The sequence below is a fragment of the Actinomadura geliboluensis genome (genome assembly GCF_005889745.1).
Lineage (GTDB): Bacteria > Actinomycetota > Actinomycetes > Streptosporangiales > Streptosporangiaceae > Spirillospora > Spirillospora geliboluensis.
Genome location: NZ_VCKZ01000028.1, coordinates 14,861 through 38,598 on the forward strand (window position 1 = coordinate 14,861; position 23,738 = coordinate 38,598).

Below are 23,738 nucleotides of genomic sequence, written 5' to 3' on the forward strand. Positions count from 1 at the left end.
CGGGCCCGGGACGGCGTAATCCCCCGCCGGTCCCCACCCCGCCTCCTACCTGCGGACGAGCCGCACGGCCGCGGCGGGCCCCCGCCCGCCGCGCATGCGCGGTCCATCCTCCCAGCTCACCGGCCGGACAGCGGCGCCGAACGCGACCGCTTGCGGCCATCCGATCACAGAATGCAGTGAACCGCCGCGACCTCCCGCCCGTACGGGCCGGAAAGGTGCGGAGGCGTCACATGTCGCGCTGGGCGCGCGCCGAGGCGTAGAGGCATACGGCCGCGGCCGTCGCCAGGTTCAGGCTCTCGGCACGGCCGTAGATGGGCACGCGCACGACCTCGTCCACGTGCCGGAGGATCTCGTCGGGCAGGCCCCAGGCCTCGTTCCCGAACACCCACGCCGTGGGGCGCGCGAGCAGCCCCGCGTCGATCGCGTCGTCGAGGGTGCGGTCGCCCGCGCCGTCGGCGGCGAGGACGCTCAGCCCCGCGCCCTTCAGCTCGGGGATCAGCGTGTCGAACCGCGGGCCGGTGACGACCGGCAGGTGGAACAGGCTGCCCGCCGAGGCCCGCACGCACTTGCCGTTATAGGGGTCGACGGACGCGTCGGTGAACACGACCGCCTCCGACCCGGCCGCGTCGGCGGTGCGCAGCACCGTGCCCGCGTTGCCGGGGTCGCGGACGTGCGCGAGGACGGTCACCAGCCGTGGCCGGGCCTGCAGGGCCGTGGCGAGCGGGACGTCGACGAACTCGCAGACCGCGAGCAGCCCCTGCGGGGTCACGGTCTGCGCAAGCTCCGCCATGACCTCGCCGCTGACCCGCAGCACCGGTGCGCCGGCGCGCTCGGCGGCGGCGACCAACTCGGGGTGGCGGGCCTCCGCCTCGGCGGTGGTGAACAGCTCGGCGAGGCCGCCGGGGATCTCCAGCGCCTCCCGGACCGCCTGCGGCCCCTCGGCGAGGAACCGGTTCTCGCGGCGCCGGAAGGCTCGCTTGGCGAGCCGCCGAGCGGACTTCACCCGTGGTGATCGGAGGGAGGTCAGCTCGCGGCCCGCCATGTCGCCGTATTCGCCCGTATGCCGGTCGCCCGGCTCAGGCCGCCTCCGAACCCTCGGTGGGGAGGGCGTCCTTGGCGACCTGGACGAGCGCGGCGAACGCCGCGGCGTCGTTGACGGCCAGTTCGGCGAGCATGCGGCGGTCGACCTCGACCTCCGCGGCCTTCAGGCCCTGGATGAACCGGTTGTAGGTGATGCCGTTGGCGCGGGCCGCGGCGTTGATCCGCTGGATCCACAGCCGGCGGAACTGGCCCTTGCGGTCCTTGCGGTCCCGGAAGGCGTAGGTCATCGAGTGGAGCTGCTGCTCCTTGGCCTTGCGGTACAGGCGCGAACGCTGACCGCGGTAGCCGCTCGACCGCTCCAGGACGACCCGACGCTTCTTGGCGGCGTTGACTCCCCGCTTGACGCGTGCCACGTTCTGACTCCTTCGTGGGGGGCCGGGCCGTACTTGGCCTCGGCCGGTCGCTGATGTTCCTGGTCGAGTGCTACTTGCGCAGCAGCTTCTTGATGTTCTTGGCGTCGGCGTCGGCCACCACGGCCGGGCCGGACAGGCGGCGCGTCCGCTTGGTGGGCTTGTGCTCGAGCAGGTGGTTCTTGTTGGCGCGGCGGCGCATCACCTTGCCGGAGCCGGTCAGCTTGAAGCGCTTCTTGGCACCACTGTGGGTCTTCGTCTTCGGCATGGTCGCCGTCGTCTCCCTCGTTCCCGGCCCCCGTGCTCCCGCACGGGGGCGCGCCTGATCGGCGCTCCGCACGGGGCTCCGTGGGGCGCCGGGTCAGGCTTCAATGTACGTGCGCCGCGACCCCGCTCAGCCGCGAGGTCGCGGTGTCGGGGCCGCCGCTGGGCCGGTCCCGGGCGGCCGTCAGGCGGTCTCGGTCTCCTGCCCGCGGGCCGCCTTCTTCTTGTGCGGACCGATCACCATGATCATATTCCGGCCGTCCTGCTTGGGGCGCGACTCGACGAAGCCGAGGTCCTCGACGTCGTCGGCGAGCCGCTGCAGGAGCCGGTACCCGAGCTCGGGGCGGGACTGCTCACGACCACGGAACATGATCGTGACCTTCACCTTGTCCCCGGCCTTCAGGAACCGCACCACGTGACCCTTCTTGGTCTCGTAGTCGTGCGGGTCGATCTTCGGGCGGAGCTTGATCTCCTTGATGACCGTGTGCGCCTGGTTCTTCCGCGCCTCACGCGCCTTCATCGCGGACTCGTACTTGAACTTGCCGTAGTCCATGAGCTTCGCGACGGGCGGACGCGCGGTGGGCGCCACCTCGACGAGGTCGAGGTCCGACTCACGCGCGAGTTCAAGGGCCTTGGCGATGGGCACTATGCCCACCTGTTCGCCGTTCGGGCCGACGAGCCGGACCTCGGGCACGCGAATGCGGTCGTTGATACGCGGTTCGGCGCTGATGGGACCTCCTTGGGGCCGTTCTCAAGTTCGTTGGACCGGTCGTACCCCGAGGCTTCCACGAGAAAAGCCCCGCACGACTCACGCACGGGGCCACCTTCGGTCTCCCTGGACGGACGGACCGTCCGGGGACGACGGCGCGACGGGCACGCGGTGCCCGTTCGCCGGACCGAGAACCCACCGGCCTTGGGTCTGGGGTACCCCAGATGGGTACCACGGGCTTCGGCGAAGCCGCCCAGGTGGGCGGCGTGCACGGTCCGCGGCCTCGGCCGGTCAGGTGGGAGGTGGCCTCCGCTTGAGCGCCCGGCGCGCACCATCGCTCGGATCGCGCGCACTGGGCCGGTCGACCACCAAGAATACCACCTCCGGGGGCCGCCCGGAGCAAGCCTCGCCCGCTCCCGGCGGGCGTTTCCGCTCCCGCCGCCCCGGCGGGTTCGGGGCCCCGGTGAGTACGCCTTGGTGAGGTACGACACCCTCCTCAACAGCGTCGAGGCCCCGGCCATTCCCCGGCCGGCCTCGCCGGGCGCGCGGTCCCGAACGGTGGGGGCGGGCGGGGAGGTGAGGGTGTTGTGGCCCGGCGGGCGTCTCGGCCCGCGGAGCGGTCGTTGTTACGGTGGAGCGGAGACGGCCCCGTGGGGCCGGCACCAGGGAGGTTGTTCCCGCGATGCCCCCGGTCGACGCCGGCGCCGCCGGCCCCCTCACCTCGCTGGCGCCCATCGCGCTGCAGTTCGCGCAGAAGGCGTTCATCGTGTCCGGCGGGCGGCTGCTGCTGGTCCGCAAGTCCGCGTCCGACCCGTTCCAGCCGGGCCGCTGGGAGGTGCCCGGCGGGCGCCTGGAGGTGGCCGCCGACCTCGATCTCGACGACCACATCCGGCGGGAGGTCTGGGAGGAGGTCGGCCTCAAGATCGACCCGGGGCCGCCGTTCCATCTGTGGCAGTGGTTCATGCCCGACCGCGGCGGGCCGCGCGGCGCGCGGGTGCGGGTGGTCGCGGCGGCGCGCCGCTGCCGGCCGGTGACGCTGGATGCGACCCTCGGCAACCAGGACGCCGGCGACCACCTGGACGGCTGCGCATGGGTGCCGCTGGCGGAGATCGGCGGGTACGACCTCATCCCGAGCCTGCGCCCGGTGATGCGGGCGTTCCTGGCGGCGGCCCGCTGACGGCCGCGTGGTCCCGCCGCGTTCACCCGCCGAGTGGCCGGGCCTGGACGGCGCGGCCGAGCGCCGGTTCGCGCTGCTCGTGATCGGCGACGCGGGCATCGAGGTCCGCGCGTCGCTGCCGGACGTCCGGTTCGCCGGCCTGCGGGCCGACCGGCTCTGCTACGCCCCGGCGCGCGCGGTGGTCGCGGGGACGGCGGTCAACCTCGCGCGGTGCGCCGTCCGCCATTTCCGCCGGGTGGGGGTGCTGGCGAAGATCGGCGACGACGCGTACACCCCGGTCGTCCGGCGGGAGCTGCGGAGCATCGGCGCTGCCGACCACCTGCGGGTCGAGGAGGGCGCGCCGAACGGCGTCTCGGTGATGCTGCGCGACCGGCCGCGCGGCGACGGGCCGGGGGTGCGGCTCCTGGTCGTCCAGGACGAGCCGCCCGGACGCCGCCTCACCGCGGCGGAGGTCGCGGCGGCGGCCAGCGCGATCGCGGCCGCGGACGTGCTGGCGCTCGACGGCTACTCGGTGCTGTCCTCGATCTCGCGTGCGGCACTGGAGGAGGCGGCGCGCATCGCGGGCGCGGCGGGGACGCGGGTCGCCTTCGACCTCGTCCCGCATGACATCGACGCGCGCCTGCCCGCGGCGGACGTGCTGCCGGTGCTGACCCGCGCCGACCTGGTCTTCTCCGAGGCGCACACGCTGGCGCGCCTGCTCGGGCAGCCGCCGCCGGCGGGCGGGGAGGCACCGCGCGGGCTGCTGCCCGTGCTGGACGGTGCCGTGCCGGGGCGGCCGCTATGGCTGCTGCGGTTCGGGCCTACGTCCTTGGAACACGTGCTCGCCTACCGGCGGGGCCGGCTGCTGATGGAGTACCCCACCGGATACCGGGACGGCGTGGAGCGCGCGGGTTTCGGGGACCGGCTGGCCGCGTGCGAGCTCTACTGGTGGCTTTCGGGCGGGTGATCACCGCCCGGCGGGAGCCCCTTGTGGGCGGCGCGCAGCGCCGTGAGGGTGCGCAGGAAGCGCCGCCTGCTGGCGGGGAGGCCGAACGTCTCCTGCCAGCGCCAGGCTTCGTCCGTCCCGGCGGCCGTGAGGGCGACCGTCGCGGCCCGGCGCAGGAGCTGGCTCTCGGCGCCGTCCCCCGGGTGGACGGTCATGGCGCCGGCCTCCTCGATCAGCAGGTAGGAGCGGCCGGCGCGGAGGCGGGCCCGGAGGACGGCCCGGTCGGCGGGCGTCCCGGGGCGGCCCCATCCCTCGACCACGGCGCGGACGCCGGGCGTCCCCGGCAGCAGGTGCCAGTGCGCGTGGTCGATGCACGCGCCTCCGCCCTGCGGGGTCGCGGGCCCGTGCTCGAACAGCACCAGTTCAGCGCTGCCGTAGGCGGAGCGGTAGAGCCCGGCGACGCGGTCGCGCCACCGCAGCGCCCGCTCCCACATCCGCGGGCGGAACTCCCCCGCAGAGGCGTAGTGGTCGCGGGTCACCAGCAGGACGTGGCCCTCGGCGAGGGGCGCCACGTCCGGGATGAGCAGGAAGTCGCGGTCGCGGGCGATCACACCGGTCTCGCCCGGCAGATCGGCCATGCCGTTGAAGCGGAACCGCAGGGGCGGGCACAGGACGCAGTCGTGACCGGGCTCGCGCCACGCCGTCGGCTCGGCCAAGCCTCCTCCAGCACCAGGGGGACGGGGGCATCCGCTCTCCCTCCAGCGTGCCCGCCGCCCGGCCCGGGCGATCTGTGCGGCCGGGGCCACATACCTGGCACCCGCGGGGTACAAAGCCTGCCCTTACGGGAACAAAAAGGAAAAAGAACAACATACAACATCGAAAAAGAGTGAACCAGACACCCCCGCCTTTCCGGCCTGCCCTCCGCGCCGGCGCCCCGCTCATCGACATGGCCGTCCTCGAGACCCGGCTGAACGAATCGCTCGACGTGCTGCGCGACACCTACGCGCCCGCGCTCGGCTCAGGCGGCGGCTGGTACCACGAACTGGCGCGGCCCGAGCCCGGCACCACCGCGACGGCGCTCGGGCTGCTGGCCTTCACCGAGGCGGGACGCCCCTTCGAGCACTTCGACGCCGGCCTCGCCTTCCTCGCCGCCCGGCAGACCCGCTCCCGCGACGCGCTGCGCGACGGCGGCTGGGCCACCAAGACCAGCCTCGGCATGCCGGTCGTGGAGGCGACCGGCTGGATCGCCCGGTTCCTCGCCCGCGCCCGCTGCGACCTGCGCGAGGACGCCCCCGACACCCGGCGCGCCTACCGGTGGCTGCTGCGCAACCAGAACCCCGACGGCGGCTGGGGCTCGCTGCGCGGCTGCCCGTCCCGGGTGTGGCTGACCTGCCTGGCGCTGCGCGCGCTCAGCCAGCTCAACCCCTACGACCCGGCGGTCGACCGGGGCGTGGAGTGGCTGACCGCCGACCGGACCGCGCACCGTCCCGGCTGGGGGCCGACCCCCGACTCCCCGCCCACCGTCACCCACACCGCGTTCGCGCTGGTGACCCTGGCCGAGGCGCGCCCCGAACTGCGGACCGAGCGGCTGCTGGACGCCTACGACTGGCTGCTGGAGCACCTCGACCCCGACGACGACCACACCTGGATCGAGACCTACGACGTCTCCCCGCACGGCTTCGGCGCGGGCCCCGCCGAGCATGGCGCGGACTCCGACCCGGTCTGGCGGCTGGCCCTGTGGCACTACGGGCTGCCCATCGCGCTCACCGCGCTGCTGAAGGACCCGCGCGGCCCGCACGGGCCCGTCGTCGCCCGGGCGTTCCGGACGCTGGCGCGCAGCGAGTTCGCCGACCCGCGCCGCAACGGCCACCCGGGCGGCGGGCGCACGTCGCTGTGGACGCTGTGGTGGCGGCTGGAGACGCTGATCGCGCTGCGCCGCGTCCCGCTCGCCGGGGCCGCCGACCTCCTGCACTGGCTGCCGGACGCGACCGTCGTGCAGCGGTCGCACGCGCGGGAGCGGGCGCTGGCCGAGCTGCTGCCGCGGCGCCGCCTCGTCGACCCGGTGGGCCTCGCCCGGCGGCACTGGGCGGCGTTCCTGCTGAGCCTCGTGTGCGCGGCCAGCGCGCTCGGCGTCACCGCGGGCCTGTGGGGCTGGAAGGACTTCTGGCTGAGCGTGATCCTGCCGGTCGTCCTCACCGGCGTCGACGAGTCGGTGAAGCGGCGCCGCACCCCGCGCGGCCCGCCGCCCGCACCGCCGTGAGCGGCGGGCGGCGTCAGGCGCGGCGGGCCAGCTCGGCCTCCCCGGCGGCGCGCATCGCCGCCACCGGGACGTCCGCGCGGCCCGTCATCAGCTCCACCTGCCGGACGGCCTGGTGCAGCAGCATCGCGAAGCCGCCCACGACCGTCCCGCCGGCCCGCTCCACGGCCGCCGCGAGCGCCGTGGGCCACGGCGCGTACACCACGTCGAACAGCGCCGCGCAGGACCCGGCGACGGGCTCGGCGAGCGCGTCGGCCGCGCGCCCCGGGAGCGTCGACACCACCAGGTCGGCCGGCAGGTGCGCGGCGACCCGGTCCAGCGGCACGACCCGGACCGCGAGGCCGAACCGCTCCCCCACCTCGGCGGCGCCGGCGGCGCGCTCGGGGGTCCGCGCCGCGAGCACCGCCTCCGCCGTGCCGAGCCGGGCGAGCGCGGCCAGCGCGGACGCCGCGGTCGCGCCGCCGCCCAGCACCAGCGCCGACGGCGGGGCCTTCACGCCCGCCTCGGTCAGCGCGGTCTCGATGCCGTGCACGTCGGTGTTGTCGGCGTGGCGCCGCCCGTCCCGCAGGACGAGCGTGTTCGCGCCGCCGACCCGCGCCGCGAGGTCGGTCACCGTGTCGGCGAGGTCGAGCGCGACCCGCTTGAGCGGCATGGTCAGCGACAGGCCCGCCCATTCGGGGCCGAGGCCGTCCAGCAGTGCGGCGAGGCCGTCCTCGCCGCACTCGACCGCCTCGTAGGTCCAGCCGTCCAGGCCCATCGCCGCGTACGCCGCGCGGTGCAGCACCGGGGACAGCGAATGCGCGACCGGCGACCCCAGCACCGCGGCGCGGGTCACTGGCCCGGGTTCTTGCGCTGCCACTCCCGGAACTCCTCCTCGATCTTCACCCGCTCGGCCTCCGTCGTGGCGAACTTGGTGATCTTGTTGGTCGGGTCGGTGGCGATGAAGAACAGCCACGTCCCGTCCTCGGGGTTCAGCGCCGCGTCGATCGCGTCCGGCCCGGGGTTGGAGATCGGGCCGGGCGGCAGGCCGGCGTGCAGATAGGTGTTGTAGGGGGAGGCGATCTCCAGGTCCTTCTCGGTGACCGTCAGCCGCCGCTCGTTCAGCGCGTACAGCACCGTGGTGTCGAACTGCAGCTTCATGCCCTTCTCCACCCGGTTGTAGATCACCCGGGAGATCTTGGGCAGGTCGCTGGGCTTGCCGCCCTCGGCCTGGACGAGGCTGGCGAGCGTGATGACCGTCGCCGGGTTCAGCTTCGCCTCGCGGGCCTTGGCGACGAGGTCGCTGCTGCGCGCCTCCTCGTTGAACCGCGCGATCATCTGCTTGAGGATCTGCTCGGCCGAGCCGTTCGGGTCGAGGTCGTAGCGGCCCGGGAACAGGTAGCCCTCCACCTTGCCCCTGGCGTACGACGGCAGCCCGAGCGCCTTGCCCTTCTTCGCGGCCGCCTGGAACTCCTTGACGGTGATCCCGGTCTTCTTCGCCAGCAGCTCGTAGGTCTCGATGGCCCGCTTGCCCTCCGGGATCGTGATCTGGTTCCCGGCCCGCGACTTCGGGTTCAGCAGCAGCGACATCGCCGCGGCCGACGACATCTTCCGCCGCATCTGGTAGAAGCCCGGCTGGATGCTGGAGGCCCGCGTCTCCTTGGTGTAGACCTTCACGAACGCGCGGGCGCTCTTGACCACGCTGTGCTCCTCCAGCGTCGCGCCGATCACCGAGCCGCTGGCGCCCTCCTTGATCTGGACCGTGACCTTGCCGGTGCCCTGGCCGTCGTAGTCCGGCGGGTTCTGCTTGTTGTCGAGCCACGCGTACCCGAGGACGCCTCCGGTGCCGAACACCGCCACCAGGAACGCCATCGCGAACAGGGCCGCGGCGCGGCCGTTGCGGCGGCGCCGCTTCTGCCGCGTGCGGACGCGCCGCTGGTCACGCCGGCCGCGCCGCTGCGGCGGCCGGCCGTCCCCGTACGGATCGCGGTGCGGGTCTGAGAACAGGTCCAAGTCGTTCATGAGCTCCCCCGGACGATCTCCCCTGGGGGGTTGCCCGTCAACCGTTCCGCGTCGAGCGCGGCCTGCAGCAGCACCGCCGCGGCGGCCTGGTCGACGACCTTGCGGCGCGCCTGGCCGTGCACGCCGCCGGCCCGCAGCCCGCTCTCGGCGGTGACGGTGGTGAGCCGCTCGTCGTGCAGCCGGACCGCCCCCGGGGGGAGGCGGTCGGCGAGCCGCGACGCGAACTTGCGCGCCGACACCGCCGCCGGGCCCTCCCGGCCCGACAGCGACGTCGGCAGGCCGACGACGACCTCGATCGCCTCGTACTCGGCGGCGAGCGCCACGAGCCGGTCGACGTCGCCCTTCCCGCTCTTCACGGTCTCCAGCGGGGAGGCGAGGATTCCCCCGGGGTCGCACTTGGCGACCCCCACCCGCACGCTCCCCACATCGACCCCGAGCCGCACGCCCTGCCTCATGGCGCCGGCTCCGGTCGCATCATGCCCCGTGGTGCCGGGCTCACGCGGCCCCTACTGCTCGTTCGACCGCGGCGAGCGCGTCGCCGACGGCGGCGGGGTTCGCGCCGCCGCCCTGCGCCAGGTCGTCCTTGCCGCCGCCCCCGCCGCCGAGGGCCTTGGCGGCGAGGCCGACCAGCGCGCCCGCCTTGAGGCCGCGCTCGCGCGCCCCCTCGGTGACGGCGACGACCACGACCGGGCGGTCCTTCGGCACGCCGGTGACCATCACGACCGCGGGCCGGGCCGTCAGCCTGCCCCGCACGTCGACGGCGAGCTTGCGCAGGTCGTCGGCGCCCGTGCCGTCCGGGGCGCGGTGCCCGACGAACGCGATGCCGTTCACGTCCGCGGCGCCGTCGGCGAGCGACCCGGCGATCGCGAGGACCTGCTGGGAGCGGAGCTTCTCCAGCTCCTTCTCGGCGTCCCGCAGCCGGGTGACGACGCCGGAGATCCGCTCGGGGAGCTCCTCCTTGCGCGCCTTCAGCTGCTCGGCGAGCTGCGCGACGAGCACGCTCTCGCGGGCCAGGAACCGGAACGCGTCGATGCCGACGAGCGCCTCGACCCGGCGGACGCCGGCGCCGATCGACGACTCGCCCAGCACCTTGATCAGGCCGAGCTGACCGGAGCGCGCGACATGGGTGCCGCCGCACAGCTCGCGGGAGTAGTCGCCGACCTCGACCACGCGGACCTCGTCGCCGTACTTCTCGCCGAACAGCGCGAGCGCGCCCATCGCGCGGGCCTCGTCGATCGAGGTGTGGAACGCCCGGACGTCCAGGTCGCCGACCAGCACCTCGTTGACCTCGTCCTCGACGTCGCGCAGCACGCTCGGCGGGACGGCGCCGGAGGCGGTGAAGTCGAACCGGAACCGGCCGGGCGAGTTCTCCGAGCCGGCCTGCGCCGCGGACTCGCCGAGCGCGCGGCGGAACCCGGCGTGCACCAGGTGGGTCGCGGTGTGCGAGCGGGAGATCGCGCGGCGCCGCTCCACGTCGACCTCGGCGTAGGCGGTGTCGCCGGCCTGCGCCTCGCCGCTGCGGACCCGCCCGCGGTGCACGATCAGCCCGGCGAGGGGCGACTGCACGTCCGTCACCTCGATGACGGCGCCGTTGCCGAGCCGGATCAGGCCGTGGTCGGCGAGCTGGCCGCCGCCCTCGGCGTAGAACGGGGTGCGGTCGAGGACGACCTCCACCTCGGTGCCCTCGCCGGCGGCGGGCGCGTTCGCGCCGTTGACCAGCAGCCCGACGAGGCGGGCGTCGCCGGCGAGGCTGCCGTAGCCGGTGAAGTCGACCTTGCCGCCGGCGCCGGTGAGCAGCTCGTCCAGCACGGAGACGTCGAGGTTGCCGGTCTTCTTGTCGCGGGCGTCCTTCTTCGCGCGGTCCCGCTGCTCCTGCATGAGCCGGCGGAAGCCGTCCTCGTCGACCTGGAGGCCCTGCTCGGACGCCATCTCCAGGGTGAGGTCGATCGGGAAGCCGTAGGTGTCGTGGAGCTTGAACGCCTGCTCGCCCGCCAGCGTCGCGCCGCCGGACCGCTTGGTCTCCTCCACCGCCGTGTCGAAGATGGCGGTGCCGGTGCGGAGCGTCTGGAGGAAGGAGTCCTCCTCGGCGTCGATGACGGTGTGGATGTTGGCGGCGGTGCGCACCAGCTCCGGGTACTGCTCGCCCATCGCGCCGATCGCGACGGCGGTCAGCTCGTGCATGAGGCCGGCGTCCTGCCCGCCGAGCAGCCGCAGGTTGCGGATGGAGCGGCGCAGGATGCGGCGCAGCACGTAGCCGCGGCCCTCGTTGCCGGGGCGGATGCCGTCGGCGACCATCATCGTGCCGCTGCGGACGTGGTCGGCGACGACGCGCAGCGACACGTCGGCGCGGTGGTCGCGGCCGTACTTGGCGCCGGTCAGCTCCGCGGCGCGGTCGAGGACCCGCCACAGCGTGTCGGTCTCGTAGATGTTGTCGACGCCCTGCAGGATCGCCGCCATGCGCTCCAGGCCCATGCCCGTGTCGATGTTCTTGGCGGGCAGGTCGCCGAGGATCGGGAAGTCGGTCTTGCTCTCCCCGGGGCCCCGCTCGTACTGCATGAAGACGAGGTTCCAGACCTCCAGGTAGCGGTCCTCGTCGGCGACGGGGCCGCCCTCGCGGCCGTACTCGGGGCCGCGGTCGTAGTAGATCTCCGAGCAGGGCCCGCACGGGCCGGGCACGCCCATCGACCAGAAGTTGTCCTCCATGCCGCGCCGCTGGATGCGGTCGAGGGGGACGCCGACCTTGTCGTGCCAGATGCCCTGCGCCTCGTCGTCGTCCTGGAAGACGGTGACCCACAGCTTCTCTTCGGGGAACCCGAAGCCGCCGTCCTCGCGCGAGCGGGTCAGCAGCTCCCAGGCGAACGGGATCGCCTGCTCCTTGAAGTAGTCGCCGATCGAGAAGTTGCCCAGCATCTGGAAGAACGTGGCGTGCCGGGTGGTCTTGCCGACCTCCTCGATGTCGGGCGTCCGCACGCACTTCTGCGCGCTGGTCATCCGCACCGACGGCGGGGTGCGCTGGCCGAGGAAGTACGGCTTGAACGGCACCATGCCGGCGTTCACCAGCAGCAGGGTCGGGTCCTCGGCGACCAGGCTGGCCGAGGGCACCACCGTGTGCCCGCGCTCCTCGAAGAACCTGAGGAAGCGGCGTGCGACCTCTGCCGACTCCATGATCAGTGGCCATCCTTGTCGTCGTCGATGATCGTGTATCGCGCCTTCAGCACCCGGCGGGGCGGGGAGCCCCGCAGCCCGGGAACCTCGGCGTCCGGCGGAGCCTGGTCCATGCGGACGGCCTCGCGCAGCTCCTCCTCGCGGGCCCGCATCTCGGTACGGACGTCGGCGGCGAAATGCCTCAACCGCTCCCCGGTGCCCTTACCGGTCGCCACCGCGCGCATCGCGACCCCCTCGGGGGACAGGCTCCGCGCGACCCGCTCCACGCGCCGCTTGACGCGGTGGGTGACGTAGACGCCGGCACCGGCGCCGACGGAGAGCCAGAACAGCCGTCTCATCGGCGTCCCTTCCCCGTGGAGCGGGCCTGAAGCTGCGGCCGGCCGGACGCGGCGCGCCCGTCGCCGTCGCCGTTCCTCAGGGCCTTGCGGACGCCGTAGGAGAAGGCCGCGGCCTTCACCAGCGGCCCGCCCACCACGGACGTCATGACGGTGGTGACGGCGGAGACGTTCTGGGTGACGCCGGCGACCTGCTTGGTGATGACGTCGGTGCGGCCGAGCTGCTCGTTGGCGCGCTTGACCGTCCGGGCCATGTCGTCCATCAGCGGGGCCGCCTGGTCGCCGAGCTCGCGGACCACGTCGCCGGCCTCGCCGAGGAGCCGGGAGAGCTTCAGCAGGGTCAGCGAGATGAACGCGACGAGCACCGCCCAGAACACGGCCACGATGAGACCTGCCAGCTGTCCACCAGTGAGCATCGGGCTTTCCGTTCGTGCGAATTCGGTTCGGGCCGGTAACGGCGTGACAGACCTTACCGGTCGGCACGGCCTTGTGGCGGTATCACCGGACCCGCGGGAACGATCAGTGCCGGTCCCCGGCGCCGCGCAGCACCGAGCGGATCCGCGCGAGGACCTCGGTGAAGCGCGACTCGGCGCCGTGCCTGGTCGGGCGATAGTACTCCCGTCCGTCCACGGAGTCGGGCGCGTACTGCTGCCGGACCACACCGCCGGGGTGATTGTGGGCGTACTTGTAGCCCTTCCCGCTCCCGACCTTCGCGGCGCCCTTGTAGTGGGCGTCGCGCAGATGCCCGGGGACGGGCCCCGCGAGCCCCTTGCGGACGTCGCCGAGCGCCTCGTCCACCGCCGTGATCACCGCGTTGGACTTCGGCGCCAGGGACAGGTGGATGACCGCCTGGGCGAGGTTGATGCGCGCCTCGGGCAGGCCGACGAACTCCACCGCCTGCGCGGCGGCGACCGCGGTCTGCAGCGCGGTCGGGTCGGCCATCCCGACGTCCTCGCTGGCGTGCACGATGAGCCGCCGGGCGATGAACCGCGGGTCCTCCCCGGCCTCGATCATGCGGGCGAGGTAGTGCAGCGCCGCGTCGACGTCGCTGCCGCGGATGCTCTTGATGAACGCGCTGATGACGTCGTAGTGCTGGTCGCCCTCGCGGTCGTAGCGGACGGCGGCCCGGTCGACGGCGCGCTCCAGCACGTCCGCGTCGATGACGCCGCCGTCGTCGACGACGAGCGACGCCGCCTCCAGGTAGGTCAGGGTGCGGCGGGCGTCGCCGCCGGCGAGCCGGACGAGGTGGTCCTCGGCGGCGGGGTCGAGGGTGACCGCGCCGCCGAGGCCGCGCTCCTCGGTGAGCGCCCGGCGGATCACCTCGCGCAGGTCGTCGTCGCCGAGCGGCTCCAGCGTGAGCAGCAGCGAGCGCGACAGCAGCGGGCTGATGACGGAGAAGAACGGGTTCTCGGTGGTGGCGCCGATGAAGGACACCCACCGGTTCTCCACGGCGGGGAGCAGGGCGTCCTGCTGGGCCTTGTTGAACCGGTGGACCTCGTCGACGAACAGGACCGTCTGCCGCCCCGCCATGCCGAGCTCGCGGCGGGCCAGGTCGATCTCGGCGCGGACCCGCTTGACCCCGTCGCTGACCGCGGAGATCTCCACGAACCGGCGGGAGGTGACATGGCTGACGACCGTGGCGAGCGTCGTCTTGCCCGTCCCCGGCGGGCCCCACAGGACGAGCGACATCGGCACGTCCCGGTCGACGAGCTGCCGGATCGGGGTGCCGGGGCCGAGCAGGTGGCCCTGCCCGACGACCTCGTCGAGGCCGCGGGGCCGCATCCGCACCGCGAGCGGCTGCTCCGCGCCCGGTGCGCCCGGCGCGGCGGGAGCGGGCGGCGCGGGCATCGCTGCGGGGCCGGACGGCTCACGCCCCGGCGCGTCGAAAAGGCCCTCCGGCTCGCCCGATTCCGCCCTGCTGGTCACGCTCCGACACTATCTCGGGGCACGGACAGGCCGGGACGGGGAACCCGGCGGTAGGCTCCGGCGTTGGAACAGCCCGGAAGGCGCATTTCAGGAGCGTGACGGTGTCCGGTACGGCCCCTCGGAGTCGCCACGGGACGGCTGGGCTGCTCGTGGCGCTGTTCGTCGTGGCCGGGCTGGTGTTCAGCTACGGGCTGGGCGGCCACGGCCCGCCGCTCCGCGTGTGCACCGAGCACGCCGTGACCGTGCCCGTCGGCACGGCGGCGGCCGCCGGGGACTCGATCCACGCCACCGCGGCGCTCAGCGCGCCCGTCAAGGCCCCCGCGCTGCCGCTGGACCTCTGCCTGTGCATGGCGGTCCTGTTCACCCTCATGTTGCTCGCGCTCGCCATCGGGTTGCGCCGGCCCTTGTCCCGCCTGCCCGCGCGGGCCGGCTGGGCGCTCGCGCCGCCGTCCGGTGCGGCGTCCGCCGCCGCGTTCCCACCCGTCCTCCAGGTGCTCCGGCTGTGACGAGCCGGCCGTAAGGCCGCACGCAACGCCGTATCGCCGTCGCGATGCGGCGCTGTCCCGCATCCCTGTACGGATCCACAGCACCCCTGAGAGGACCGCTCTCATGTCCAAGAGCGCCCGTGTCAAGAACGCACGCAACCAGAAGGCCCGCAAGAAGAACGCGCTGACGCAGCGCGAGGTCCCGTGGGGCGGCATCGCCTTCTTCACCGTCATCGGCCTGGTGGCGGTGGTCGCGATCGGCTTCACGTTCATGCAGACGAGGTCGTCGTCCGCGGACTCGTCCATCGCGGGCGTGGTGTCCAAGGACGACCTCGGCCGCGACCACACCAACGGCGCCGTCAAGTACGACGACGCCCCGCCGATGGGCGGCGACCACAACCCCATGTGGCAGAACTGCGACGGCCGCGTCTACGACGCGCCGCTGCAGAACGAGAACGCCGTGCACTCCCTGGAGCACGGCGCCGTCTGGATCACCTACCGGCCCGGCCTCGCCGCCGACCAGCTCGACGCGCTCAAGGCCAAGGTCTCCGGCACCGACTACACGATGCTGAGCCCGTACCCGTCCCAGGACGCGCCGGTCAAGCTCACCGCCTGGGGCTACCAGCTCAAGCTGGACGACGCCTCCGACGCGCGGGTGGACCAGTTCCTGCGCGCCTACGTCAAGGGCCCGCAGACGCCGGAGCCGGGCGCGGCCTGCAACGGCGCCAAGGACGCCGCGTGAGCGAGGGCACCGCGGCACCGCGCGGGCGGCGGGCCACCGCCGTCCTCGCGGTGCTCGTCCTGGCCGTCGGCGCCGTCCTGGTGGCGCTGGCCGTCGCCCGCTCGGACCGGCCCGGCACGGACGGCCCCGAGGCCGGCTTCGCCCGCGACATGAGCGCCCACCACGCGCAGGCGGTGCGGATGTCGTTCATCGTCAGGGACCGCACCGGCGACGCCGACGTGAAGCTGCTGGCCTACGACATCATCACCACCCAGCAGGCGCAGATCGGCATGATGACGGCCTGGCTGGACGAGTGGGAGCTGCCGAAGGCCGACCCGTCCGGCGCGATGCGGTGGATGTCCGGGCACGGCGGGCACCGGGGCGGCGCGTCCGCGATGCCGGGGATGGCCACCCGCGAGCAGCTCGCCGACCTGGAGAAGGCGTCGGGCGAGGACGCGGAGGTCGGGTTCCTGCGGCTGATGATCGCCCACCACCGCGGCGGGGTCGACATGGCGGAGGCGGTGCTGGCCCGCACCGGGCACGACCGGGTCCGGCGCCTCGCCCGCACCATGGTGGAGGGCCAGCGGTCGGAGATCACGCTGATGAACGCGATGCTCCGGGAGCGGGGCGCCGCCACCGCGTGAACCGTGACCCGCGAGCTTGCCGATAGCGCTTGACAGCGCGGCCGGATCGCGGGTCACTGACCACCATGGCTCACAACCTCAGCGGCTACCACCGGGCCCTCGACCTGTTCGAGGGCCTCGTCGCCGGCGTGTCCCGCGACGGCTGGGACGCGCCGTCGCCCTGCGCGGGGTGGACGGCGCGGGACGTCGCCGGCCATGTGACCGGCGGCCAGCACCTGATCCGGGCGCTGGCCGGCGGCGAGCCCGAGCCCGACGTCCACCGGGACCCGGCGCGCTTCGTCCCGGGCGACGTCCTGATGAGCTGGCGGACGGCCCGCAAGGAGTGCGCCGCGGCCCTCACCCCCGACGCCCTGCGCCACCCCATCCCGTTCGGCGGCCTAGGCGACCTGCCGCTGGCCGACTACCTGGAGGGCTACATCCTGGAGCCGCTGGTGCACGCCTGGGACCTGGCGAAGGCCACCGCCCAACCGTCCCGCCTGGACCCGGACCTGGTCCACCACGCCTTCGCCACGGCCCAGGTGGTAGCGGCCCCCCTACGCGCCGAAGGCCACCTGGCCCCACCCCTAGGAGCCCGACAGGGCGCCGACGAACAAACAAGAATGCTCGCCTTCTTGGGCCGATCAACCTGAACCAGCCCCACCTCAACCCCGGCAGGACGAACCCCAGCCCCGGCAGGACGAGCCTCGGTTACCGGTCACGGGTTGGGCGGCCGGAGGGCGCCCTAGCGCCCGGAGGCCGCACGACCCGTCGGCCGAGAGGCTGTTTCACGAGACGCGCCAGCGGATCGGGAAACGGCCTCTCGGCCGCAACGGGGGTTCCAGGGGGTCGCCCCCCTGGGCAAACACAGCCCCCCTGGGTGACTACGAGAATTCCGCCAGGGTGCGTTCTGCCTCTTCCAGCCAGGCTCGGCGGGCGTTGAGGGCTTCCTCGGCCTCTTTGACGTCCTTGTCGCGGCCGGCGTCGCGGGCCTTGCCGAGGCGCTTCTCGAGCTGCTCGATGGAGCTGCGCAGCTGGCCGACGGTGGCTTCGGCACGGGCGCGGGCCTCGGGGTTGGTGCGGCGCCACTCGTTCTCTTCGGCGGAGCGGATCGTGTCCTCGATCTTGCGGAGGCGGCCTTCGAGGCGGTCGCGCTGGTCGCGCGGGACCATGCCGGCGGCCTCCCAGCGCTCCTGGATCGCGCGCAGCGCCTGCCGGGCCTGCCGGACGTCCTTGACGGGCAGCAGCCGCTCGGCCTCGGCGAGGATCTTCTCCTTCTCCTCGGCGTTGCCGCGGAACTCGGCGTCGCGTTCGGCGAACGCGGCGCTGCGGGCCTGGAAGAAGGTGTCCTGCGCGCCTTTGAAGCGGGCCCACAGGTCCTCTTCGGCGTCGCGGGAGGCGCGCCCGGCGAGCTTCCAGCGGCGCATCAGGTCGCGGTAGGCGGCGGCGGTCTCGCCCCAGTCGGTGGAGCCGGCCATCGCCTCGGCCTCGGCGACGAGGCGCTCCTTCTCACGGCGGGCCTCCTCGCGCTGGTCGTCGAGGGTGGCGAAGTAGGCCTTGCGGCGCTTGGTGAAGGCGTTGCGGGCCGACGACAGCCGCTTCCACAGGGCGGTCTCGGTGGGCCGGTCGATGCGGTCGGCGGCCTTCCACTCCTCGACGAGCTGGCGGAGGCGTTCGCCGCCGTTCTTCCAGTGCGTCTCCTCGGCGGCGATGCGCTCGGCCTCGGCGACGATCCGCTCCTTGACCTCGCGGGCCTCGTGGCGGTGCTGCTCGCGCTGGGCCTTGACCTCCTCGCGGCGCCGGCCGACCTGGTCGGTCAGGCCGTCGAGGCGCCGGGCGAGGGAGTCGAGGTCGCCGACGGCGTGCGCCTCGGCGACGGCCTCGCGGAGCCGGTCGATGCTCTGCTGCGCCTGGGCGGGCTGCAGGTCGGTGGTGCGGACCCGCTGCTCGAGCAGGCCGATCTCGGTGACGAGCGCGTCGTACTTGCGCTTGAAGTAGGCCAGGGCCTCTTCGGGCGCGCCGGCCTGCCAGGACCCGACGACCCGCTCGCCGTCGGCCGTCCTGACATAGACGGTGCCGTCCTCGTCCACCCGGCCCCAGGGATCGGTCGCGCTGGACACCCTTGCCTCCTGAATCGCGGGTCCGGACAACTTACGCTCTCCGGACCCTCCACACCTTAGTATCCCGTTCGCCTATTTCCCGGCGATCGTGACGTCCTGGATTTCGACCTTCTTCTTGGGCTTGCCGTCCCCCTTGGGTTCCGACCCGCCCTCGGCGATCTTCTTGAGCACGTCCAGCCCCTTGGTGATCTTTCCGAACACCGTGTAGTCCGGCGGGAGCTGCGAGTCCTTGTAGACCATGAAGAACTGGCTGCCGTTGGAGTCCGGCTGGCTCGAGTGCGCCATCGCGAGGGTGCCCTCGGTGTAGGTGGCGCCGTCGGTGTTCTCGTTGGCGAACCGGTAGCCGGGCCCGCCGCTGCCCGACGCCGTCGGGTCGCCGCACTGCAGCACGTTGAGGCCGCCACTGGTCATGCGGTGGCACTCGGTCTTGTCGTAGAAGTTCTTCTGCGCCAGGAACGCGAAGGAGTTCACCGTGCACGGCGCCTTGTCGCCGTACAGCTGCATCTCCACATCGCCCTGGCTCGTCTTGACCGTGGTCTGGACGATGCCGGGATGCGCGGGCTCGCCCGGCGGGCGCCCGACGTCCTTCGGCACGCTGCCCTGCGTGTCGCTCTTGTAGACGCACCGCGGGGAGGCCGCGGTCGACTCGTCCTCCTTGAGCACCATGAACACCGCGACGCCGGCGACGACGACCGCCACCGCGGCGACCGAGCCGATGATCTTCAGCCGGCGCGCACGCGCCGCCTCCTGCGCCTGGCGCTGCTGCTGGCGCTCGTACCGTTGCCGCGCGAGCTGCTTCTTGCGGTCCTTCCCCGCCACGGTGCCTCGCCCCTCCGGTGTGATCAGGTGAACGTGCAGCGCATAGTAGCGGTACCCGGGAGTAAACGCGCCTCCGCGTTCAGGGAGCGCCGCCCCGCGCCGGGGCGGGCGCCGAACGCGACACGGCGACGGCCGCATCTCGTTCGCGGTGGCCGCGGCCCCGCCGGTACCCTCGGACACGCCCACCCGAGATGGTTCTAAGGAAGGACGACCGTGCTCGTCGCCGGGTTCCCCGCTGGATCGTTCGCCGCGAACTGCTACGTCGTGGCGCCCGCCGCGGGTGAGGAGTGCGTGATCATCGACCCCGGGCAGGACGCCGAGGCCGGGATCGAGGAGATCCTGCGCGAGCACCGGCTCAAGCCCGTCGCGGTGCTGCTGACGCACGGCCATATCGACCACGTCTGGTCGGTGGCGCCGGTCTGCGGCGCCAAGGACGTCCCGGCCTACGTCCATCCGGACGACCGCGACCTGCTGACCGACCCGGCGAAGGGCCTGTCGCTGGGCGCCGGGCAGCAGCTGTTCGGCGGCCTGGAGCTGACCGAGCCGGACGACGTGCGGGAGCTCGCGGACGGGGCGGCGCTGGAGCTGGCCGGGCTGAGCTTCACCGTCGACCACGCGCCGGGCCATACGCCCGGGTCGGTGACGTTCCGCACCCCGAAGACCGAGCGGATCCCGGACGTGATGTTCACCGGCGACCTGCTGTTCGCGGGGTCGATCGGGCGCACCGACCTGCCGGGCGGCTCCTACGAGGAGATCCTCGCCAGCCTGTCGCGGGTGTGCCTGAGCATGCCGGACGACACGGCCGTGCTGCCCGGCCACGGTGAGCAGACCACAATCGGCCGCGAGCGCGCCACGAATCCGTTCCTGTCGGAGCTGACGCCCGCGGACGGACCCAACAAGGGATTCTGAGCCGAGAGACCATGAGTTCGAGCTTCCGGGCCCCCAAGGGGGTCAGTGAATACGTCCCGCCGCGCGCGGACCTCTTCTACGCCATCCGGGAGGCGTTCGCCGAGCAGGCGCGGCTGGCCGGATACGGCTACCTGGAGCTGGCCGTCTTCGAGGACACCAACCTGTTCCGCCGCGGCGTCGGCGAGTCCACCGACGTGGTGTCCAAGGAGATGTACACCTTCGAGGACCGGGGCGGTCGGTCGCTGACGCTGCGCCCCGAGTTCACCGCGTCGGTGCTGCGCGCCGTCCTCGAGAACAACCTGCACAAGGGCGCGCTGCCGGTGAAGGTGTGGACGACGGGCGCCGCGTTCCGCGCCGAGCGCCCGCAGCAGGGCCGCTACCGGCAGTTCTACCAGCTCGACCTGGAGGCGATCGGCAGCGAGGACCCGCAGGTCGACGCCGAGACCATCGCGATCGCGGCGAACTGGTACCGGTCCCTCGGGCTGACCCGGGTGCGGCTGCTGCTGAACTCGCTGGGCTGCAAGGAGTGCCGCCCCGCCTACCGGGCCCTGCTGCAGGAGTTCCTGCGCGGCCTCGACCTGGACGAGGACACCCGCGCCCGCGTGGAGATCAACCCGCTGCGGGTGCTGGACGACAAGCGCCCCAGGGTGCGCGAGCAGCTCGCCGGCGCGCCGCTGATGGCCGACCACCTGTGCCCCGCGTGCAAGGCCCACCACGACCGGGTCCGGGAGCTGCTCGCCGACCTCGGCATCGCCTGGGAGGACACGCCCACCCTCGTCCGCGGCCTGGACTACTACACCCGGACGACCTACGAGTTCGACCACCCGCTGCTCGGCGCCCAGTCCGGCATCGGCGGCGGCGGGCGCTACGACGGTCTCTCCGAGGACATCGGCGGCCCGCCGCTGCCCGGCATCGGCTTCGGCCTCGGCCTGGACCGCACCATCCTGGCGCTGGAGGCCGAGTCGCGGGAGGGGCGGGGCGCGGCGTTCGCCGCGAAGCCGCGCTGCGAGGCGTTCGGCGTCGCGCTCGGCGACACCGCCGAGCGCCGCATGTTCGCGCTCGTGGCCGAGCTGCGCCGCGCCGGGATCGCCGCCGACATGGCGTTCGGCGGCAAGAAGCTGAAGGGCGCCATGAAGGACGCGGACCGCTCCGGCGCCCGCTACGCCGTGATCCTCGGGGAGCGAGATATCGCGGACGGCGTCGCCCAGGTCAAGGACCTGGCCGAGGGCGAGCAGACCGCCGTCCCGCTCACCGACCTCATCACGACGCTGAAGGAGAGGCTCTCCCAATGATCCGCACCCACGAGGCGGGCACGCTCCGCAAGGAGCACGCCGGGCAGCAGGTCACGCTGGCCGGCTGGGTCGGCCGCCGCCGCGACCACGGCGGCGTCACGTTCATCGACCTGCGCGACGCGTCCGGCACCGCGCAGGTCGTCTTCCGCGAGGAGGACGCCGCCCACGACCTGCGCTCGGAGTTCTGCGTGAAGGTCGTCGGCGAGGTGCGCGTCCGCCCGGCGGGCAACGAGAACCCCGAGCTGCCCACCGGGGACATCGAGGTCGCCGCCACCGACATCGAGGTGCTGTCGGACGCGGCGCCGCTGCCGTTCCCCATCGAGGGCGACGTCAACGTCAACGAGGAGATCCGGCTCAAGTACCGGTACCTCGACCTGCGCCGCGACGCCGTCGCCCGCGCGATGCGGATCCGCTCGGAGGCGTCGTTCCTCGTGCACGAGGTGATGCGCGAGCACGGCTTCGTCAACGTGGAGACCCCGACCCTCACCCGGTCGACTCCCGAGGGCGCCCGCGACTTCCTCGTCCCCGTCCGGCTCAAGCCCGGCCACTGGTACGCGCTGCCGCAGTCGCCGCAGCTGTTCAAGCAGCTGCTGATGGTCGGCGGGCTGGAGCGCTACTACCAGATCGCGCGCTGCTACCGCGACGAGGACTTCCGCGCCGACCGGCAGCCCGAGTTCACCCAGATCGACATCGAGATGTCGTTCGCCGACCAGGACGACGTGCTCAAGGTCGGCGAGGACCTCATCGCCCGGCTCTGGCGGGACATCGCCGGCTACGACGTCCCCCGCCCGATCCCCCACATCACCTACGCCGACGCGATGGCCCGGTACGGCTCCGACAAGCCCGACCTGCGCTTCGGCCTGGAACTGACCGACATGACCGAGTACTTCGCCGGCACGTCGTTCCGCGTGTTCCAGGCCCCGTACGTCGGCGCGGTCGTGATGCCGGGCGGCGCCGCCCAGACCCGCAAGGAGCTGGACGGCTGGCAGGACTGGGCGAAGGCCCGCGGCGCCCGCGGCCTGGCCTACGTGCTCGTCCAGGAGGACGGCACCCTCGGCGGCCCGGTCGCGAAGAACCTGTCCGACGCCGAGAAGGAGGGCCTGGCCGCCAAGACCGGCGCGGGCCCCGGCGACGCGGTCTTCTTCGGCGCCGGCAAGCGGCACGCCACCCAGGAGCTGCTCGGCGCGGCCCGCCTGGAGATCGGCCGCCGCCGCGACCTGATCGACGCGTCCGCCTGGAAGTTCGTCTGGGTCGTGGACGCCCCGATCTTCGAGCCCGTCGAGGACGACAAGGGCGAGCAGATCGGCTGGACGTCCGTCCACCACCCGTTCACCGCGCCGAAGCCGGAGTACGCCGACAGCTTCCACGAGGACCCGGGCAGCGCCCTCGCCGACGCCTACGACCTCGTCCTGAACGGCAACGAGATCGGCGGCGGGTCCATCCGTATCCACCGCGCGGAGATGCAGCAGCGGGTGTTCGACGTCCTCGGCCTGTCGAAGGAGGAGGCCGAGTCGAAGTTCGGGTTCCTGCTGGAGGCGTTCAAGTTCGGCCCGCCCCCGCACGGCGGCATCGCGTTCGGCTGGGACCGCACGGTCATGCTCCTCGCCCGGCAGGAGTCGATCCGCGACGTGATCGCGTTCCCGAAGGCGGCGTCCGGCTACGACCCGCTGACGGCCGCGCCGACGCCGATCACGCCGCAGCAGCGCGCTGAGGCCGGTGTGGACGTCGTTACCGAGGACGAGCCCGCCGAGGGCTGAGCGGCCGACGCGTGAGCGGCGCCGCCCCTACCGGGTGGCGCCGCTGGTCGTCCGGTACACGTCGTAGACGCCGTCGATGGACCGGACGGCCTTCAGCACGTGCCCGAGATGCTTCGGGTCGCCCATCTCGAACGTGAACCGCGACACCGCGACCCGGTCGCGGGTCGTGGTGACCGACGCCGAGAGTATGTTGACGTGCTGGTCGGACAGGACGCGCGTCACGTCCGACAGCAGCCGCGGCCGGTCGAGCGCCTCGACCTGGATCGCGACGAGGAAGACCGAGTCCTCGCCCGGGGACCATTTGACGTCGATGAGCCGGTCGGGCTGCGCCTTCAGGCTCTCGACGTTGGCGCAGTCGGCGCGGTGCACCGACACGCCGTGCCCGCGCGTCACGAACCCGACGATGTCGTCGCCCGGCACGGGGGTGCAGCAGCGCGACAGCCGGACCCACACGTCCGGGTCGTCGGCGACGACGACGCCGGGGTCGCCGGCGGGACGGCTCCGCTTGCGGCGGGTCGGCAGCGCGATCTCGGCGAGGTCCTCGTCGGCGCTCTCCACGCCGCCGAGCGCGTCCACGAGCTTCTGGACGACGTTCTGCGCCGAAATCTGGCTCTCCCCGACCGCCGCGTACAGCGACGACACGTCCGGGTAGCGGAGGTCGCGGGCGAGGGCGAGCAGCGCCTCACCGGACATCATCCGCTGCAGCGGCATGTTCTGCTTGCGCATCGCGCGGGCGATGGCGTCCTTGCCGGACTCGATCGCGGTGTCGCGGCGCTCCTTGGAGAACCAGTGCTTGATCTTGTTG

General features: G+C 73.2%; 25 protein-coding genes. 10 read left to right on the plus strand and 15 right to left on the minus strand.

Annotation, left to right across the window (positions count from 1 at the left end; all coding sequences use genetic code 11):
- Positions 1 to 226 precede the first annotated feature (226 nt).
- The 4 genes from ETD96_RS06680 to infC form a co-directional block, all read right to left on the minus strand.
- Positions 227 to 1,042, minus strand: a complete 816-nt coding sequence (locus ETD96_RS06680) for a TrmH family RNA methyltransferase (protein ID WP_138635398.1) — start codon at positions 1,040 to 1,042, stop codon at positions 227 to 229.
- Positions 1,043 to 1,076: 34 nt separating this feature from the next.
- Positions 1,077 to 1,454 (minus strand): 50S ribosomal protein L20, encoded by a 378-nt coding sequence (gene rplT, locus ETD96_RS06685; protein ID WP_089327197.1) that lies wholly within the window; start codon positions 1,452 to 1,454, stop codon positions 1,077 to 1,079.
- Positions 1,455 to 1,524: 70 nt separating this feature from the next.
- Positions 1,525 to 1,719, minus strand: coding sequence for a 50S ribosomal protein L35 (gene rpmI, locus ETD96_RS06690; protein ID WP_067468638.1), 195 nt, complete (start codon positions 1,717 to 1,719; stop codon positions 1,525 to 1,527).
- A 180-nt stretch (positions 1,720 to 1,899) separates the two neighbouring features.
- Entirely contained in the window at positions 1,900 to 2,445 is a 546-nt protein-coding gene (gene infC, locus ETD96_RS06695; protein ID WP_205719141.1) for a translation initiation factor IF-3, read from the minus strand.
- A 661-nt stretch (positions 2,446 to 3,106) separates the two neighbouring features.
- Here infC and ETD96_RS06700 point away from each other — a divergent pair.
- Complete coding sequence (locus ETD96_RS06700; protein WP_138635399.1) at positions 3,107 to 3,601, plus strand: NUDIX domain-containing protein; 495 nt, start codon at positions 3,107 to 3,109, stop codon at positions 3,599 to 3,601.
- 7 nt (positions 3,602 to 3,608) lie between these two features.
- On the plus strand, positions 3,609 to 4,547 hold the full coding sequence (locus tag ETD96_RS06705; RefSeq protein ID WP_138635400.1) for a PfkB family carbohydrate kinase: 939 nt from the start codon (positions 3,609 to 3,611) through the stop codon (positions 4,545 to 4,547).
- Here the strand turns inward: ETD96_RS06705 and ETD96_RS06710 are convergent.
- Positions 4,523 to 5,242 (minus strand): HIT family protein, encoded by a 720-nt coding sequence (locus ETD96_RS06710; RefSeq protein ID WP_138635401.1) that lies wholly within the window; start codon positions 5,240 to 5,242, stop codon positions 4,523 to 4,525. The two genes, ETD96_RS06705 and ETD96_RS06710, sit on opposite strands and share 25 nt — an antisense overlap.
- A gap of 230 nt (positions 5,243 to 5,472) precedes the next feature.
- Between ETD96_RS06710 and ETD96_RS06715 the strand changes: the two genes are divergently transcribed.
- On the plus strand, positions 5,473 to 6,786 hold the full coding sequence (locus ETD96_RS06715; protein WP_171068894.1) for a prenyltransferase/squalene oxidase repeat-containing protein: 1,314 nt from the start codon (positions 5,473 to 5,475) through the stop codon (positions 6,784 to 6,786).
- Positions 6,787 to 6,799: 13 nt separating this feature from the next.
- Here the strand turns inward: ETD96_RS06715 and ETD96_RS06720 are convergent, their stop codons facing one another.
- The 7 genes from ETD96_RS06720 to ETD96_RS06750 all read right to left on the minus strand — a co-directional run bounded on the left by ETD96_RS06720 (position 6,800) and on the right by ETD96_RS06750 (position 14,132).
- Complete coding sequence (locus tag ETD96_RS06720) at positions 6,800 to 7,642, minus strand: shikimate dehydrogenase (RefSeq protein ID WP_240807322.1); 843 nt, start codon at positions 7,640 to 7,642, stop codon at positions 6,800 to 6,802.
- Positions 7,615 to 8,784, minus strand: coding sequence for an endolytic transglycosylase MltG (gene mltG / locus ETD96_RS06725; RefSeq protein WP_138635403.1), 1,170 nt, complete (start codon positions 8,782 to 8,784; stop codon positions 7,615 to 7,617). Before mltG ends, ETD96_RS06720 begins: the two co-directional genes overlap by 28 nt.
- On the minus strand, positions 8,781 to 9,239 hold the full coding sequence (gene ruvX / locus ETD96_RS06730) for a Holliday junction resolvase RuvX (protein WP_138635404.1): 459 nt from the start codon (positions 9,237 to 9,239) through the stop codon (positions 8,781 to 8,783). Before ruvX ends, mltG begins: the two co-directional genes overlap by 4 nt.
- A 40-nt stretch (positions 9,240 to 9,279) precedes the next feature.
- Positions 9,280 to 11,949 (minus strand): alanine--tRNA ligase, encoded by a 2,670-nt coding sequence (gene alaS, locus ETD96_RS06735; protein WP_138635405.1) that lies wholly within the window; start codon positions 11,947 to 11,949, stop codon positions 9,280 to 9,282.
- Between the two features lie 2 nt (positions 11,950 to 11,951).
- Positions 11,952 to 12,287 carry a hypothetical protein gene (locus ETD96_RS06740; RefSeq protein WP_089327206.1) on the minus strand — a complete coding sequence of 112 codons (336 nt, stop codon included), beginning with the start codon at positions 12,285 to 12,287 and terminating at the stop codon, positions 11,952 to 11,954.
- Positions 12,284 to 12,700 carry a DUF948 domain-containing protein gene (locus ETD96_RS06745; RefSeq protein ID WP_138635406.1) on the minus strand — a complete coding sequence of 139 codons (417 nt, stop codon included), beginning with the start codon at positions 12,698 to 12,700 and terminating at the stop codon, positions 12,284 to 12,286. The genes ETD96_RS06740 and ETD96_RS06745 overlap by 4 nt, the downstream gene beginning before the upstream one ends.
- A 103-nt stretch (positions 12,701 to 12,803) precedes the next feature.
- The gene (locus ETD96_RS06750; RefSeq protein ID WP_138635418.1) at positions 12,804 to 14,132 is read right to left on the minus strand and encodes a replication-associated recombination protein A; all 1,329 of its coding nucleotides are present in this window, start codon (positions 14,130 to 14,132) and stop codon (positions 12,804 to 12,806) included.
- A 179-nt stretch (positions 14,133 to 14,311) separates the two neighbouring features.
- On the opposite strand from ETD96_RS06750, the gene ETD96_RS06755 reads away from it, so the two are divergent.
- The 4 genes from ETD96_RS06755 (at position 14,312) to ETD96_RS06770 (ending at position 16,689) form a co-directional block, all read left to right on the plus strand.
- Positions 14,312 to 14,716, plus strand: a complete 405-nt coding sequence (locus tag ETD96_RS06755) for a hypothetical protein (RefSeq protein ID WP_138635407.1) — start codon at positions 14,312 to 14,314, stop codon at positions 14,714 to 14,716.
- 103 nt (positions 14,717 to 14,819) lie between these two features.
- On the plus strand, positions 14,820 to 15,437 hold the full coding sequence (locus ETD96_RS06760; RefSeq protein ID WP_138635408.1) for a DUF3105 domain-containing protein: 618 nt from the start codon (positions 14,820 to 14,822) through the stop codon (positions 15,435 to 15,437).
- Positions 15,434 to 16,060 (plus strand): DUF305 domain-containing protein, encoded by a 627-nt coding sequence (locus ETD96_RS06765; protein WP_138635409.1) that lies wholly within the window; start codon positions 15,434 to 15,436, stop codon positions 16,058 to 16,060. The genes ETD96_RS06760 and ETD96_RS06765 overlap by 4 nt, the downstream gene beginning before the upstream one ends.
- Positions 16,061 to 16,125: 65 nt before the next feature.
- Positions 16,126 to 16,689, plus strand: coding sequence for a TIGR03086 family metal-binding protein (locus ETD96_RS06770; protein ID WP_138635410.1), 564 nt, complete (start codon positions 16,126 to 16,128; stop codon positions 16,687 to 16,689).
- Positions 16,690 to 16,920: 231 nt separating this feature from the next.
- On the opposite strand, the gene ETD96_RS06775 is transcribed toward ETD96_RS06770, so the two are convergent.
- Together ETD96_RS06775 and ETD96_RS06780 are read right to left on the minus strand one after the other, a co-directional pair.
- A complete protein-coding gene (locus ETD96_RS06775; RefSeq protein WP_138635411.1) occupies positions 16,921 to 18,156 on the minus strand; it encodes a DUF349 domain-containing protein in 1,236 nt (411 codons plus the stop codon).
- Positions 18,157 to 18,228: 72 nt separating this feature from the next.
- On the minus strand, positions 18,229 to 18,975 hold the full coding sequence (locus ETD96_RS06780; protein WP_138635412.1) for a peptidylprolyl isomerase: 747 nt from the start codon (positions 18,973 to 18,975) through the stop codon (positions 18,229 to 18,231).
- Between the two features lie 213 nt (positions 18,976 to 19,188).
- On the opposite strand from ETD96_RS06780, the gene ETD96_RS06785 reads away from it, so the two are divergent.
- Genes ETD96_RS06785 through aspS form a run of 3 tightly spaced genes read left to right on the plus strand, consistent with a single transcriptional unit; the run spans position 19,189 to position 22,933 of the window.
- Entirely contained in the window at positions 19,189 to 19,884 is a 696-nt protein-coding gene (locus tag ETD96_RS06785) for an MBL fold metallo-hydrolase (RefSeq protein ID WP_138635413.1), read from the plus strand.
- An 11-nt stretch (positions 19,885 to 19,895) separates the two neighbouring features.
- Positions 19,896 to 21,176 (plus strand): histidine--tRNA ligase, encoded by a 1,281-nt coding sequence (hisS, locus tag ETD96_RS06790; protein WP_138635414.1) that lies wholly within the window; start codon positions 19,896 to 19,898, stop codon positions 21,174 to 21,176.
- Positions 21,173 to 22,933 carry an aspartate--tRNA ligase gene (aspS, locus tag ETD96_RS06795; protein WP_138635415.1) on the plus strand — a complete coding sequence of 587 codons (1,761 nt, stop codon included), beginning with the start codon at positions 21,173 to 21,175 and terminating at the stop codon, positions 22,931 to 22,933. Before hisS ends, aspS begins: the two co-directional genes overlap by 4 nt.
- 27 nt (positions 22,934 to 22,960) lie before the next feature.
- Here the strand turns inward: aspS and ETD96_RS06800 are convergent.
- On the minus strand, positions 22,961 to 23,738 hold a 778-nt coding region (locus ETD96_RS06800; RefSeq protein ID WP_138635416.1), incomplete at its 5' end, for an ACT domain-containing protein.